This window comes from Streptococcus mitis, from assembly GCF_023109235.1.
Taxonomy (GTDB): Bacteria; Bacillota; Bacilli; order Lactobacillales; family Streptococcaceae; genus Streptococcus; species Streptococcus mitis_DA.
This window is the reverse complement of record NZ_JALDUC010000008.1, coordinates 1-14,540: the sequence shown is the minus strand read 5'-3', so window position 1 is coordinate 14,540 and position 14,540 is coordinate 1. Positions and strand designations below refer to the sequence as shown.

The following is a 14,540-nucleotide window of genomic DNA, read 5'->3' as shown; positions in this document are numbered from 1 at the left end:
CGCTTTTTCATTTTTCTAATTATTCCCAAACTTCTTCACTCTTTCCTCAGCATACTCAATCATCTTCTCAGCCACTTCTTTATCGTAGTCAAAGCCTAGCTTTTGAGCAAGAGATTGAGCCTCTTGGTGGAAAAGTTCCATGGTAGCAAACAAAGACTGAGTGATTTTGTCACTATTTGAGAAATCAAGCAGATTTGAGAACTCCTTCTCTTTCTCAGTAGGTAAATAGTCAAAGAGATACTTGTAATTCTTGCCGATGTCGACCTTTCCCCTGTCACTTGCAACCTGCCAAGATAAGACTTTCAGAAGTTCTTGTTGACAAATACCATAAAGATGGTCGGTCGCATAGATGAGCTGATTACTACAAATTCCTTTAACCACGTAGGCTGATACCCACCAAAATTCATTACAGGAATTTTTAAAATCTGTCTCTCTAGCTGGATGTATCCAGAAACGCTCTAGATTTGGGGAATAGGGTTCAAATAAATGTTCTGGATCTTCTAAAACAGTGAATCCTGCCTCGCTATCTACCCACTCTTGAATGTGTTCTTTGGGGCAGAGAGTCAAATCGATACGGTTGCCGTCTTCAAAAAGCATAAGATATAGACGACGATGGTCAAGAGCAACCTCTTGCTCAATAATGCGTTTCCCAAACAGATCTAGCCAAGACAAGTCTGAAATTAGGTTTTCAAGATTATCAACAAGATAAACAACATCATAGTCTTGAAATTCATCTTTCGGAGCATGATCATTTGTTCTAGAACCCGATAAAGCAACAGCATCGACTTTTAAACTTTCAGCCATTTGTAAAATCAGATTCATCATTTCTGTTTCAGTTCTCATGGGAATACCTGCCTTTTTAGTGGAAACTCTTGATTCTGTAGAGGACATATCTATAAAGCGGACTGTCTGCTGGAACTTTTTCATTCTCAAATTCTTTGACAAATTCCATGCTCAGTTTTTGCATGACTTTTTGCGAAAGTTGATTGAGTAAGGATGTAAAAGAGTAAACTTATGACAAGCTAGCTTGCTGAAAAACAAAGTCTAGACAGGCTTGGGCAGCCTCCGTCGCATAACCATCTTGGCTAGTTCAAGCGAATCTGTCAGACCCAGTTTGTTGTCAAGAGTCATTGGCTGTCTCCTTTCATTCAGATTTTCTAAATCCTGTGCCAACAGGCTTAAAACTTATTGCCCGATAAAATCCATCTGCTTCAGATATTAATTCAATCCGTGTCAAAGGATATTTTTTGTAGATCTCCTCAATCAGCTGCTGTCCCAGTCCTTTTCTGCGGTGGGATTTATCAATAATTATTTCAGCTAAAAAGGTCGTCAGCACTTCATCCGTCAGATAACGGGCAAAGCCAAGGATTTTCTGGTCCTCTTCAAGCACCAAGTAATGAGACAGATTTGTTGAAAATAGAGATCTCACTTTTTCCTCTGTAAAAGAAAGCCATTTTTCACTTTGATAAAGGCTATAAATAGCTTGACAATCTTTTCTGCTTGCAGGTCTGATAATCATCTTCTATTCCTCCAATCTATAATCTCCTAAATTTTTTTATTTTAACTTTAATTCCTTTTTTACCTTCCTGATTTTCTGAAAAGTTTTTTTGCTTTAAAACTGCTCGCAAGAAAAATAAACGTTCGTCTTTTACTCAAAAAACACTCGCCGGATTTTCTGCCAAACAGAATTTGCTCTAAAGCACTCCGTCAGAAAAACTGGCGACTTCACTTTAGCCCTAGTAAGCTTGTCAGAAATTCAAATGATAGGTTAGTTTATATTATAGTGATTTCGACAAAATGAAAATCTAAATAAGTTTTAGAGCATCTTCTAAAGTTTTTGCCCCCTTTTCAAATTGTATCCTTTTTCTCTTATTTCTTGGTCAGAAAAATAAATTCCTTTGTATTCCGAACGTCTAACAACAGGATAGAAATAATTCTTATTCCTTGAGCGATTGATTAATTTTTGATTTTTCAAATAATCAAAAATTACTTGTTGCTGACTTTCTGAAAACATAAATATTTCATCTTTTGAAATATCATCTGGTAATTGTTCAATATCTAAGGCGTTTGTATCTACACCCAGAAATTTTTGAGCTCTTCCTATATGACTAAAAATAGCATTTTTTTCTTGACCCAGTACGAGGTAAAATATTCTTTCTCCCTCATCGTTTTTTACTATATCTGAATTATCTTTAAAGATATTTTCAAAACAATCTTTATAAACTTCTTTGTATCCTTCAAGATAAAATTTACGATAGCTAACATATCCCTCGTAATCTGAAGGTAATTTAGACAAATTAAAATCTACATCAAAATTTGGTATAAAGACATGAATTTCCTCCAAATCATTTTCCAAAGAAGGAATTCTCTTGCGAATAATGGGTTTTAAAAATATTTCTGTTCCAATAGGGTATTTAGAGTCTTTGCTATAAAAAACAGCTTTTACTTCATAAAAAATTTCTTCAATATCAGCATTAAAATAGTCAGTGACTAAATTTTCATAATAAGCCTGACTTCTTCTATTGACGAACGAACTAGATTCTTTATTCGCAACACTAAATTGTAGAAATATGTTCTTCTCTTTGCTATTTATAATATCTTTGGCACTACTATATTTATCATTGCATGAATAATCAGAAATAAAACTATAAAATTGTTTACCTAGAATATGCCCCGAGTGAAAAAAATATTGTCCATCTAACTTCTTAGGATTATACTGCCCTTCTAATATATTAGGAGAGCTTAGCTTAGAAACATTTTTATTTTTTTGTGATTTGAGTACGCAAGACCAGCCTCTTCTAAAGAATTTAAATTTTTCTCCTTTAACACTCGATATATCGCTCACATCATTTTTTACTATTTTAAAGTAACATCCCGATTCACAAAATTCTAACCTAATAGAATGTGGTTCTCTATCAATAGAAGCCAATCTAGACAATCTCTCATTTAATCCACTATTTTCTAATAAATAGACCAATTCGTCTTTATCTTTCAATCCAATCCTAGTCAGAACATCTGATTCTTTCATAATAATTCCCCTTTTCACAGTGCAAAACTCTAATTTTGAATGTATTTCAAAATTATATTGTAATTTTTGTTATTTTTTTCTTTTAAATGACTGCTACGAGAATTATTTATTTCTTGCTCAGGATATGAAATCGGAGGGGCATTATATTTAAATAATTTATGAAACTCATCCTCTTCGCCAACATACACCGAAATATCATAAAAGAGTTCTCCTTCATTATCTTGATACTGATCTCCGGTAATATCAACAATTATATCTTCATAGGCAACTAACCAAGCATGAGAATTCCCTTCCCATCCAGAACCATATTCTCCAGAAACATATAATGATTCAATTCCTTGTTCATATAAAAACCTCTGAAGGTAGTCACTTACAAAATTGCAACATCCCTTAGGAAAATTCACTAGGTTATAATCAATAATCTCTTTTGTCTGAATTGCTTTTTCAATAGCTTTTCTATATCTCATAGCTATTTCTTTCAATTCATTTATCATAATTTGTTTATTTTGCATCGTTCAAAACGCACCACTCTCTTCCAGCGTAAACTTGACATTGTCTTCGATCCACTTACGACGTGGTTCTACTTTATCTCCCATGAGGACATTGACACGACGTTCTGCGCGTGCTAAGTCTTCAATCGTGACACGAATGAGAGTTCGAGTTTCTGGATTCATGGTTGTCTCCCAGAGTTGGTCCGCATTCATCTCACCGAGACCTTTATATCGTTGAAGGGTAGCACCTTTACCAAACTGCTTGCGGAGTTCTTCTAACTCACCATCCGTCCAAGCATAGGCCACTTCTTCTTTCTTACCTTTTCCTTTGGACATCTTGTAAAGAGGTGGAAGGGCAATATAGACATGTCCAGCTTCGACTAACGGACGCATGTAACGGTAAAAAAATGTCAAGAGCAAGGTCTGGATATGAGCACCGTCAGTATCCGCATCGGTCATAATAATAATCTTGTCATAGTTGGCATCCTCAATAGAAAAATCTGATCCAACACCCGCACCAATGGTATAAATCATAGTGTTGATTTCTTCATTTTTGAGGATATCCGCCATCTTGGCCTTGGCTGTATTGATAACCTTACCACGAAGAGGTAGGATAGCCTGAAATTTACGGTCACGGCCTTGTTTGGCAGAGCCACCGGCAGAGTCCCCCTCAACCAGATAGAGTTCATTCTTAGCAGGATTCTTAGATTGGGCTGGGGTCAATTTTCCAGACAATAAGCCCTTGTCTTTTTTATTTTTCTTACCATTCCGGCTCTCATCACGCGCTTTGCGAGCCGCCTCTCGAGCGTCACGCGCCTTGATAGCCTTGCGGATGAGGTTAGAAGCCAATTCCCCATTTTCCATAAGGAAGAAGGTCAACTTATCAGCTACAATCCCATCAACAACTGGTCGAGCTAGTGGACTGCCTAGTTTATCCTTAGTCTGACCTTCAAACTGAAGGTGTTCTTCAGGAACAAGAATAGAAAGAACGGCCGCTAGTCCCTCACGATAGTCTGAGCCTTCAAGGTTTTTATCTTTTTCCTTGAGAAGACCTGTCTTACGCGCGTAGTCATTCATGACCTTAGTGATAGCAGACTTGAGTCCTGTCTCATGTGTTCCACCATCCTTGGTGCGAACGTTATTGACAAAGGACAAGATGTTATCTGAAAATCCGTCATTATACTGGAGAGCTACTTCCACTTGGAAACCATTGTCTTCCCCTTCAAAGTAAAGGACTGGCGTCAAGGTTTCCTTGTCTTCGTTCAGATAAGAAACAAAGTCTTGTACCCCATTCTCATAGTGGAACTCAATTGCTTCATCTGTTCGCTTATCTGTCAAAGACAAGGTCACATTTTTTAAGAGAAAAGCTGATTCATTGAGGCGCTCTGAAATGGTATTGTACTTGAAGTCTGTCGTAGAAAAGATAGTCGAATCAGGCATAAACGTAACCTTGGTACCTGTTTTAGACTTAGGTGCTGTACCAATTTTCTTCAAGGTCGTGACAGGTTTGCCACCATTTTCAAAACGTTGCTTGTAGATTGCACCATCGCGAGTGATTTCAACTTCTAGCCAGCTAGAAAGGGCGTTAACAACGGAAGAACCCACCCCGTGGAGACCACCAGATGTCTTGTAGCCACCTTGACCGAATTTTCCTCCGGCGTGAAGAATGGTAAAGATAACCTCAACTGTTGGAATTCCCATAGCGTGCATTCCAGTCGGCATCCCACGACCATGGTCTTGCACAGTCAAGCTCCCATCTTTATTAATGGTGACATCAATACGGTCACCAAATCCAGACAAGGCCTCATCGACAGCATTATCGACGATTTCCCAGACTAGGTGGTGGAGACCAGCTCCATCGGTCGATCCGATATACATCCCCGGACGTTTTCGAACCGCATCCAACCCTTCTAGCACCTGAATGGCGTCATCATTATAATTATTAATATTGATTTCCTTTTTTGACACAAGGAACCTCCTATTCGTTCATCTTTACTATTCTACAGGTTTTCTAAGGATTTTGCAAAATTTTTCTTTCTCCGGTGTGACAATTTCAGAAGAGATTCTCTGCCTTTCTTTTCCATTTCATGATATAATAGGAGTATGATTACAATAGTTTTATTAATCCTAGCCTATCTGCTGGGTTCGATTCCGTCTGGCCTCTGGATTGGACAAGTATTCTTTCAAATCAATCTACGTGAGCATGGTTCTGGTAACACTGGGACAACTAATACCTTCCGCATTTTAGGTAAGAAAGCTGGCATGGCAACATTTGTGATTGACTTTTTCAAAGGGACTCTAGCAACGCTGCTTCCGATTATTTTCCATCTGCAAGGCGTTTCGCCTCTTATCTTTGGACTTTTGGCTGTTATTGGTCATACCTTTCCTATCTTTGCAGGATTTAAAGGAGGTAAGGCTGTCGCAACCAGTGCTGGAGTGATTTTCGGATTTGCGCCTATCTTCTGTCTCTACCTAGCAGTTGTTTTCTTCGGAACCCTCTATCTTGGTAGTATGATTTCACTCTCTAGTGTCACAGCATCTATCGCAGCAGTCATCGGAGTTCTACTCTTTCCACTTGTCGGTTTTATTCTGAGCAACTATGACCCTCTATTCATCGCTATTATCCTAGCACTTGCTAGCTTGATTATCATTCGACATAAGGATAATATCACGCGCATCAAAAATAAAACTGAAAATTTAGTCCCTTGGGGATTGAACCTAACCCATCAAAATCCTAAAAAATAAAACGCCAGTTGATGTACTGACGTTTTTTTGTAAGCTTATTTTGATTTGATATAGTTGATACCATCTGCTTTTGGCGCAACTGCTTTTCCAAAGAAGGCTGCCAAGACAAGAATTGTCAAAACGTAAGGTGCGATTTGAAGGTAAACCGCAGACACTCCTTGCAGGAACGGCAATTGAGATCCGATAACAGCCAAACTTTGTGAAAGTCCAAAGAAGAGACTAGATAGCATGGCTCCGATTGGATTCCATTTCCCAAAGATCATTGCAGCAAGGGCGATAAATCCAGGTCCAACAATAGTTGTCACTGAGAAGTTAACTGAGATGGATTGAGCATAAATCGCTCCACCAATTCCACCTAGGAAACCTGAAATGATAACCCCTAAATATCTCATTTTGTAAACGTTGATTCCCAAGGTATCCGCGGCTTGAGGGTGTTCACCGACAGAGCGGAGACGAAGACCAAAGCGAGTCTTGAAGAGGATAAACCAAGCAAGGAATGAGAAGGCAATCGCCAAATAACCAAGCAGACTAGTCGACTTGAAGAAGATATCACCAATTACTGGGATGTTAGCCAAGACTGGAAAATCAAAGCGTCCAAAAGTCTGACTTAGATTGTCGGTTTGTCCTTTGTTATAAAGAACTTTCACCAAGAAAACAGCCAAGGCAGGCGCCATCAAGTTCAATACCGTACCGCTGACAACATGGTCTGCACGGAAATGAACCGTCGCTGCTGCGTGGATAATAGAGAAGAGACCACCAACCAATCCTGCAACTAGCAAGGATAGCCATGGAGTTGCTGCGCCAAATTGTTCAGCAAATTCAAGGTTAAAGACAACTCCAGAAAAGGCACCCATAACCATAATTCCTTCAAGGCCGACGTTTACGACACCACCACGTTCAGAGAAAACACCACCAATACTTGTAAAGATGAGGGGGGCTGAGTAAATCAGCATAGAAGACACCAAGAGGGTGAGCAAGGTTGTAATAGACATCTTTACTTACCTCCTTTAACTTGTTTTTTCGGTTTGACAAAGCGTTCGATAAGGTAATGAACACTGACAAAGAAGATAATAGACGCTGTTACAATGCTGACAAGCTCAGATGGTACCTGCGCCGCATTCATACCAGGAGCTCCAACTTGGAGAACACCAAATAGGAAGGCTGCAAAGAGAATACCGATTGGTGAGTTGGCCGCAAGCAGACTAACCGCCATCCCGTTAAATCCGACAGCTAATGATGATCCTTGAACATAGACGTTCTGGAAGGTTCCAAGCCCTTCAACAGCTCCACCAAGACCTGCCAGGGCACCTGAAATAATCATAGATAGGATGATAGTCCGCTTAGCAGAAATACCAGCGTATTCTGAAGCATGTGGATTAAGACCAACTGCACGAATTTCAAAACCAAGAGTCGTTTTCTTGAGCATGAACCAAATAACTACAACGGCAATGATAGCAAAGAAAATACCAATATTCATCCGTGAGTTACCAGTCAACTCAGACAACCAAGGTGTCTGGTAGGTTGCATTAGATCCAACACGAATGGTCGAATCTGTACTTTGCATGAAGTCTTTAGGGAAGGCATGGATAAAGGCATTCCCTACATACAAAACGATGTAGTTCATCATGATGGTTACGATAACCTCTGATGTCCCTAGATAGGCTCTCAGAATACCTGGAATCGCGCCGACAATCCCACCAGCAATCAAGGCAATCACAATAGTCGCTAAAATCATCAACGGACGCGGCATATCTGGATGAGATAAGGCAAACCAACCACTGAGGATCCAACCAGCCAAGGCCTGACCAGGAAGCCCTACGTTAAAGAAACCTGCACGACTGGCAACAGCAAAACCAAGACCAATCAAGACCAAAGGCCCCATAGCACGGAAGATTTCCCCAATCCCGCGTAGACTACCAAAGGCTGTATAGAACAATTCTTCATAGCCCCAAATAGCGTCATAACCGAAGATCCACATGACAATGGCTCCGAGCAAAATTCCTAGGAAGACAGAAATCAAGGGAACCGAAATTTGTTGTAATTTTTTAGGCATCACTCTTCTCCTTTCCCAAGTTTCCACCAGCCATCAAGACACCTAGTTCTTGTTTATTGGTTGTTTCTGGTGATACAATACCTTGAATCTTACCATCGTGGATAACGGCAATACGGTCTGAAACGTTTAAAATCTCATCCAACTCAAAGCTGACAACAAGGACAGCCTTCCCATTATCACGCTCTTCAATCAAGCGTTTGTGGATATATTCAATGGCGCCGACATCCAACCCACGAGTTGGCTGGCTGACGATAAGGAGATCAGGATCACGATCAATTTCACGAGCAATAATTGCTTTTTGTTGATTTCCGCCTGAGAGTGCAGCTGCAGGAACAAATTCACTGGCAGCACGAACATCAAACTCTTCCATTAGCTTTTTAGCATAAGAAGTAATATTTGAATAGTTCAAAATTCCGTTTTTACTATGTGGTTCTTTATAGTAGGTTTGAAGGGCAATATTTTCAGAAATCATCATTTCTAAAATCAAACCATCACGATGACGGTCTTCTGGAACGTGCCCAACACTTAGTTCTGTAATTTGTCGTGGGTGCAAGCCTACAATTGAATCTCCTTTTAGCTCAATGCTACCAGATTCAACCTTGCGAAGACCTGTAATGGCTTGAATCAGTTCAGACTGACCATTTCCATCAATCCCTGCAATACCAACAATCTCTCCAGCACGAACATCCAAGGACAGATTTTTCACAGCTGGAACACCGCGGTTTTCATTGACCACCAAGTCTTTAATAGACAAGACCACTTCTTTGGGTTGAGAGGCTTGCTTCTCTGTTTTAAAGGAAACAGAACGACCTACCATCATTTCTGCCAAATCAGCATTGGTAGCCCCTGCAATTTCGACGGTTTCAATTGATTTCCCACGACGGATAACTGTAACGCGGTCAGAAACTGCGCGAATCTCGTCCAACTTGTGGGTGATCAAGATAATTGATTTTCCTTCTTTGACAAGATTTTTCATAATAGCCATCAACTCATCAATTTCTGATGGAGTCAAAACAGCCGTTGGTTCGTCAAAGATAAGGATATCAGCCCCCCGATAAAGGGTTTTTAAAATTTCTACACGTTGTTGGGCTCCAACTGAGATATCTGCTACCTTGGCAGAAGGGTCAACCGCTAAGCCATAACGTTCAGAAAGAGCTTTGATTTCTTTGCTAGCTCCAGCGATATCTAATACACCATTTTTAGTTAATTCACTACCTAAAATGATGTTTTCAGCCACTGTGAAGGCTTCTACCAACATAAAATGCTGGTGAACCATTCCAATTCCCAAGCTAGCCGCTTTAGATGGTGAATCGAGGTTGACAACTTGACCGTTGACCACAATTTCACCACTGGTTGGTTCAAGAAGACCTGCTAACATGTTCATGAGTGTGGACTTTCCAGCCCCATTTTCTCCTAAAAGTGCATGAATTTCACCTTTTCGTAGGTGCAAGTTGATTTTGTCGTTGGCAACAAATTCACCAAACACCTTGGTAATATCACGCATCTCAATGACATTTTCGTGTGCCATGTGCTCTTCCTTTCAGAGTCTTATTTTATTTCAATAAAACTTGCTAGTTTGTCTAGTAGCAAGCTTTACTGAGACAAAATGACTTTGCCTCAACTCTTAAAAAAGCGGCCGAGGGCCGCTTCCTAAGAAATGACTTCCATCCATTATTTTTCAGGAACTTTTACGCTTCCATCAAGGATTTTAGCTTTAGCATCTTCGACAGCTTTTTTACCTTCTTCTGAAAGGTTTGTTACTGCCAAGTCAACCCCTTTATCTTTCAATGAGTAAACGATCACTTGACCGCCAGGGAATTCACCTTTTTCTGCCTTGTTAGCAATATCTTTTACAGTTGTACCAACTTGTTTCAAAGTAGATACAAGAACAAAGTTTGATTCTTTACCATCTTTAGAAGTGTATTTACCTTCTGCCTCTTGGTCACGGTCAACACCGATAACCCAAACTTTTTCACTTTCAGGACGGCTCTCGTTGAGTGATTTTGCTTCTGCAAAGACACCAGCACCTGTTCCACCTGCTGCCTGGTAAACAACGTCTGCACCAGCTGCATATTGTGCTGCTGCAATTGTTTTACCTTTAGCAGCATCACCAAATGAACCAGCGTAGTCAACTTGAACTTTGATAGATGGGTCTACTGACTCAACACCAGCTTTAAATCCAGCTGCAAAACGTGAGATAACTTCAGACTCAATACCACCTACAAAACCAACTTGTTTTGTTTTAGTTGTTTTAGCCGCTGCAACACCTGCAAGGTAAGCAGCTTCGTTATCAGCAAATGTTACGCTAGCAACATTCTTTTGATCTTTAATCACATCATCAATCAAGACATAGTTCAAATCAGAGTGGTCTTTTGCTGCTTCTTCAACCGCATTGTGAAGGGCAAAACCAACACCGAAGATTAGGTTGTAACTTCCAGCCGCTTGTTGCAAGTTGTTAGCATAGTCAGCTTCACTTGTTGATTGGAAGTAAGTGAAACCTTTATCTTTTGAAAGATTGTGTTCTTTACCCCAGTCTTGCAAACCTTCCCAAGCTGATTGGTTGAATGATTTATCATCAACACCACCAGTATCAGTGACGATAGCTGCCTTTGTCTTCACATCAGAAGATGAAGCTGCGTTACGAGAAGAGCGGTTACCACATGCAGCAAGTCCAACTGCTGCCACTGCAACTAGACCAAGGCCTAGCCATTGTTTCTTGTTCATTACTGAACCTCCTAAATAAGATGTGCAACTATGTTGCAAGTATGGATTTATTGGCCACAAGGACCGTGTCACTCAAAGAGCGACCCAGACTAGTTTAAGTCTGTAAAAGAGTATGGAAGTAACTCCCCGACCGTCATCTCGACCGTCGATTTATCTTTTGCGACTAAGGTCACTTTTAGATCTTGTTCAAAAAATTCAGCCATCACTTGGCGACAAGCACCACATGGTGAGATTGGTTTTTCAGTCTGTCCATAGACAATCAATTCTGAAAACTCTCTTTGACCTTCAGAAACTGCTTTAAAAATCGCTGTACGTTCTCCACAGTTGGTCAAAGAATAACTAGCATTCTCGATATTGACACCTGTATAAATACTACCATCTTTTGCGACCAGAACAGCACTGACAGGAAAGTGAGAATAGGGCACATAGGCTTTCTTGCTGGTTTCAATTGCAAGTTCAATCAACTCAGTAGTCGCCATCTGCCAATTCTCCTTTTAGAATTGCTACCCCAGCTGACGTTCCGATACGGGTCGCCCCTGCTTCTACAAATGCTAGAGCATCTGCATAAGAACGAGCTCCACCAGCAGCCTTGACACCCATTTCTGGTCCAACTGTTTCACGCATTAATCTAACATCTGCTACTGTAGCACCACCAGTTGAAAAGCCAGTAGATGTTTTAACAAAATCAGCTCCCGCTTTTTGGGCCAATTGGCAAGCCACAACTTTTTCTTGGTCTGTCAGAAGGCAAGCTTCAATAATGACTTTCACTAACTTGTCACCACTTGCTTCTACTACTGCGCGAATATCCGACTCAACCAAATCAAGATTACCTGATTTGAGAGCTCCAACATTGATCACCATATCAATCTCATCTGCACCATTTTGGATAACTTCTTTTGTTTCAAAAGCTTTCACAGTTGAAGTTGTTGCTCCCAAGGGGAAACCTACTACTGTGCAGACCTTGACATCTGTGTCTTCAAGACCTTTTTTAGCATGTTCAACCCAGGTCGGATTAACGCAAACACTGGCAAAATCATACTCTCTAGCTTCAGACAACAAACAATCAATTTGATTTTCTGTTGCATCTTGTTTTAAAAGCGTATGATCGATATATTTATTTAATTTCATATTCGGATTCTCCTACAGTTTATGAGATGATTTCTATAATTTCTCGTAAACTTTGCACCCTGTCATTTATTTTAACATATTTTTGAAAATCTGTAACTAGCTGAGGAGAAATTTTTCCATTTGTGTATACTTTTGCAACAATTTCTCCCTTTTGAACGGAATCTCCAACTTTCTTTTCAAAAACAATTCCTGTTTCATAGTCCAAGGCATCAGACTTGACTGCACGGCCTGCCCCCAGTCTCATAGCATAAAGCCCAAATTCCATAGCTGGAAGAGCTGAAATGACACCCGTTTCCTGAGCAGGGATTTCCACCACATGAGCCACATTGACAGGACGATAGAGGTCTTCCAAGTCTCCACCTTGGGCTTGCACCATATCCTCAAACTTAGCCAGTGCTTGGCCATTTTCAAGATGTTGTCGAACTTCTTCAACTGTCTTGTTTACATTTGCTAAACCAAGCATAATTTGAGCCAATTCACAGATGAAGTGGGTAATATCCTGACGGCCTTGACCTTGTAAAATATCCAATGCCTCAAGAATTTCAAGGCGATTTCCAATCGCTCGTCCCAAAGGTTGACTCATGTCCGTAATCACTGCTACCGTCTTCCGTCCAACAGCCTTACCAAGTTCCACCATGGTTTGAGCCAATTCACGCGCCTCATCAACAGTCTTCATGAAGGCACCCTCGCCAACAGTCACGTCTAGTAAAATAGCATCCGCTCCTGCAGCGATTTTCTTACTCATGACAGAACTCGCAATCAAAGGAATCGTGTCGACAGTTGCTGTCACGTCACGAAGCGCATATAGAAGTTTATCTGCTTTGACCAGCTGGTCTGATTGCCCAATGACAGATACTCCAATATCTTGCACCTGACGAATAAAATCCTCCTGACTGCGCTCAACTTGATAGCCCTTAATGGACTCCAATTTATCGATTGTTCCACCCGTATGGCCGAGACCACGACCACTCATTTTTGCCACAGGAACACCGAAGCTAGCAACAAGAGGAGCCAAAATCAAGGTCACCTTATCACCAACACCACCCGTAGAATGCTTGTCAACCTTAACCCCATCAATAGCGGATAAATCAAACTCTTGACCTGTCTTGACCATCTTCATGGTCAAATCAGAGATTTCTCGAGTCGTCATTCCTTTGAAATAAACAGCCATAGCAAAGGCAGACATCTGATAATCAGGGACCGTTCCTGACACATAGCCTTCTACCAGCCATTCAATTTCACTCGAAGTCAATTCTTGACCATCTCGTTTCTTTTGGATTAAATCAACTGCTCTCATTCTTTCACACTTCTAAGGATATAGTATCCCTTATCTTTTTTGACGATTTCACAATTTCCAAACACTTCCTCCATCTTTGACTTGGCACTTGGGGACCCTTGTTTTTTCTGGATAACGATTGTTAAATCTCCACCAATTTCCAAGAAATCTTTACTTTTCTCAATGATTTCATGAACCACTTGTTTGCCCGCACGGATAGGAGGATTGGAAATGACATGGTCAAAATGTCCTTCAACTTGTTCATAGATGTTGGACTGGAAAATCGTCGCTGCTACTTTATTTCGTTCAGCATTTTGTCGCGCCAAATCCAAGGCACGATTATTAATATCGACCATGGTAGACTGAACGCCATAAGCCTTAGCCAAAGACAAGCCCAAAGGTCCGTAACCACAGCCTACATCAAGGACAGTTTCTCCTTGGTTGACCTCTAGACACTTGAGCAAAAGTTGACTTCCAAAGTCAATCATTTTCTTGCTAAAAACACCCGCATCTGTCAAAAAGGTCATTTTTTGTCCCAACAAGTCCACTCTCAACTCATGAATGTCGTGAGCAGCGTCAGGATTCTCTGCATAATACATTTTACTCATGAAACTATTTTACCATAATTTGACTTAAATTGTAAATCGTTTACAAATTGCTAATAAAACGAAAAAGACTGAGGAAAGCTAGTCAAGAAGACCTTTTCTTCAATTTCTTTCAACACTTATAAATGAATGATAAAGCATTTTAGAACTAGAAATATCACAGTCAAGATAAAACAACAAATTTATTGTCTATAATCAAGTGCATTTTCATTACTATTGCTTAACCTTAAAATACTTTATTACCAACAAGATTCCCAACAGGATATTTAGATAAAAGCCCAACTGATACGTTTTTGTCAGGAATTCCAAACTTGTCCAAAGTCGTATCAAATCTTCCAGTGACATGCGGAAGAAATAACCCTCTGTAGCAATCCATAGGACTAAAAAGAAATAACTACCAGCAGCAAGCCATTTTGTACTGACCCCAAAAAGTTAGACAATTAATTTAAGCAAAGGATTTAGTTCTGTATTGTACAGGGCTAAGTCCTTT

Annotated in this window: 14 protein-coding genes and 2 pseudogenes; 1 reads left to right on the top strand and 15 read right to left on the bottom strand. The window is 40.2% G+C overall.

Annotation, left to right across the window (positions count from 1 at the left end; genetic code table 11):
- Window positions 1-15: 15 nt before the first annotated feature.
- The 6 genes and pseudogenes from M1F55_RS05985 to parE form a co-directional block, all read right to left on the bottom strand.
- Window positions 16-843 carry an aminoglycoside 6-adenylyltransferase gene (locus tag M1F55_RS05985; RefSeq protein WP_247947516.1) on the bottom strand — a complete coding sequence of 276 codons (828 nt, stop codon included), beginning with the start codon at window positions 841-843 and terminating at the stop codon, window positions 16-18.
- Window positions 844-859: 16 nt separating this feature from the next.
- Window positions 860-1,078: pseudogene (locus tag M1F55_RS05980) on the bottom strand (GNAT family N-acetyltransferase); the annotation flags it as partial.
- A gap of 66 nt (window positions 1,079-1,144) precedes the next feature.
- Complete coding sequence (locus M1F55_RS05975) at window positions 1,145-1,519, bottom strand: GNAT family N-acetyltransferase (RefSeq protein WP_247947485.1); 375 nt, start codon at window positions 1,517-1,519, stop codon at window positions 1,145-1,147.
- 309 nt (window positions 1,520-1,828) lie between these two features.
- Window positions 1,829-3,028, bottom strand: coding sequence for a hypothetical protein (locus M1F55_RS05970; protein WP_247947484.1), 1,200 nt, complete (start codon window positions 3,026-3,028; stop codon window positions 1,829-1,831).
- A gap of 29 nt (window positions 3,029-3,057) precedes the next feature.
- On the bottom strand, window positions 3,058-3,540 hold the full coding sequence (locus M1F55_RS05965) for a hypothetical protein (protein WP_247947483.1): 483 nt from the start codon (window positions 3,538-3,540) through the stop codon (window positions 3,058-3,060).
- A 3-nt stretch (window positions 3,541-3,543) separates the two neighbouring features.
- Window positions 3,544-5,487, bottom strand: coding sequence for a DNA topoisomerase IV subunit B (gene parE / locus M1F55_RS05960; protein WP_247947482.1), 1,944 nt, complete (start codon window positions 5,485-5,487; stop codon window positions 3,544-3,546).
- A 135-nt stretch (window positions 5,488-5,622) separates the two neighbouring features.
- Here parE and plsY point away from each other — a divergent pair, with 135 nt between their 5' ends.
- Entirely contained in the window at window positions 5,623-6,264 is a 642-nt protein-coding gene (gene plsY, locus M1F55_RS05955; protein WP_247947481.1) for a glycerol-3-phosphate 1-O-acyltransferase PlsY, read from the top strand.
- A gap of 35 nt (window positions 6,265-6,299) precedes the next feature.
- Here the strand turns inward: plsY and M1F55_RS05950 are convergent, their stop codons facing one another.
- The 9 genes and pseudogenes from M1F55_RS05950 to M1F55_RS05910 all read right to left on the bottom strand — a co-directional run.
- Window positions 6,300-7,256: an ABC transporter permease gene (locus tag M1F55_RS05950; RefSeq protein ID WP_247947480.1), complete on the bottom strand. Its 957-nt coding sequence runs from the start codon at window positions 7,254-7,256 to the stop codon at window positions 6,300-6,302.
- A 2-nt stretch (window positions 7,257-7,258) separates the two neighbouring features.
- A complete protein-coding gene (locus M1F55_RS05945; protein ID WP_247947479.1) occupies window positions 7,259-8,317 on the bottom strand; it encodes an ABC transporter permease in 1,059 nt (352 codons plus the stop codon).
- Entirely contained in the window at window positions 8,310-9,845 is a 1,536-nt protein-coding gene (locus tag M1F55_RS05940) for an ABC transporter ATP-binding protein (RefSeq protein ID WP_247947478.1), read from the bottom strand. The genes M1F55_RS05945 and M1F55_RS05940 overlap by 8 nt, the downstream gene beginning before the upstream one ends.
- 143 nt (window positions 9,846-9,988) lie before the next feature.
- The gene (locus M1F55_RS05935; RefSeq protein WP_001036135.1) at window positions 9,989-11,041 is read right to left on the bottom strand and encodes a BMP family lipoprotein; all 1,053 of its coding nucleotides are present in this window, start codon (window positions 11,039-11,041) and stop codon (window positions 9,989-9,991) included.
- An 89-nt stretch (window positions 11,042-11,130) separates the two neighbouring features.
- Window positions 11,131-11,520, bottom strand: a complete 390-nt coding sequence (locus M1F55_RS05930; RefSeq protein ID WP_173214233.1) for a cytidine deaminase — start codon at window positions 11,518-11,520, stop codon at window positions 11,131-11,133.
- On the bottom strand, window positions 11,507-12,169 hold the full coding sequence (deoC, locus tag M1F55_RS05925; protein ID WP_084928612.1) for a deoxyribose-phosphate aldolase: 663 nt from the start codon (window positions 12,167-12,169) through the stop codon (window positions 11,507-11,509). Before deoC ends, M1F55_RS05930 begins: the two co-directional genes overlap by 14 nt.
- Before the next feature lie 19 nt (window positions 12,170-12,188).
- Entirely contained in the window at window positions 12,189-13,466 is a 1,278-nt protein-coding gene (locus M1F55_RS05920) for a pyrimidine-nucleoside phosphorylase (protein ID WP_049550863.1), read from the bottom strand.
- Complete coding sequence (locus M1F55_RS05915) at window positions 13,463-14,053, bottom strand: class I SAM-dependent methyltransferase (protein WP_282184720.1); 591 nt, start codon at window positions 14,051-14,053, stop codon at window positions 13,463-13,465. The genes M1F55_RS05920 and M1F55_RS05915 overlap by 4 nt, the downstream gene beginning before the upstream one ends.
- 210 nt (window positions 14,054-14,263) lie before the next feature.
- A pseudogene (locus M1F55_RS05910) lies at window positions 14,264-14,467 on the bottom strand (hypothetical protein); the annotation flags it as partial.
- Window positions 14,468-14,540 lie beyond the last annotated feature (73 nt).

Coding starts and splice junctions, on each gene's coding strand:
- M1F55_RS05985 (WP_247947516.1), bottom strand. CDS start 843: ATGAGAACTGAAACAGAAATGATGAATCTGATTTTACAAATGGCTGAA.
- M1F55_RS05935 (WP_001036135.1), bottom strand. CDS start 11,041: ATGAACAAGAAACAATGGCTAGGCCTTGGTCTAGTTGCAGTGGCAGCA.
- M1F55_RS05915 (WP_282184720.1), bottom strand. CDS start 14,053: ATGAGTAAAATGTATTATGCAGAGAATCCTGACGCTGCTCACGACATT.
- M1F55_RS05975 (WP_247947485.1), bottom strand. CDS start 1,519: ATGATTATCAGACCTGCAAGCAGAAAAGATTGTCAAGCTATTTATAGC.
- plsY (WP_247947481.1), top strand. CDS start 5,623: ATGATTACAATAGTTTTATTAATCCTAGCCTATCTGCTGGGTTCGATT.
- M1F55_RS05950 (WP_247947480.1), bottom strand. CDS start 7,256: ATGTCTATTACAACCTTGCTCACCCTCTTGGTGTCTTCTATGCTGATT.
- deoC (WP_084928612.1), bottom strand. CDS start 12,169: ATGAAATTAAATAAATATATCGATCATACGCTTTTAAAACAAGATGCA.
- M1F55_RS05945 (WP_247947479.1), bottom strand. CDS start 8,317: ATGCCTAAAAAATTACAACAAATTTCGGTTCCCTTGATTTCTGTCTTC.
- M1F55_RS05920 (WP_049550863.1), bottom strand. CDS start 13,466: ATGAGAGCAGTTGATTTAATCCAAAAGAAACGAGATGGTCAAGAATTG.
- M1F55_RS05970 (WP_247947484.1), bottom strand. CDS start 3,028: ATGAAAGAATCAGATGTTCTGACTAGGATTGGATTGAAAGATAAAGAC.
- M1F55_RS05965 (WP_247947483.1), bottom strand. CDS start 3,540: ATGCAAAATAAACAAATTATGATAAATGAATTGAAAGAAATAGCTATG.
- M1F55_RS05930 (WP_173214233.1), bottom strand. CDS start 11,520: ATGGCGACTACTGAGTTGATTGAACTTGCAATTGAAACCAGCAAGAAA.
- M1F55_RS05940 (WP_247947478.1), bottom strand. CDS start 9,845: ATGGCACACGAAAATGTCATTGAGATGCGTGATATTACCAAGGTGTTT.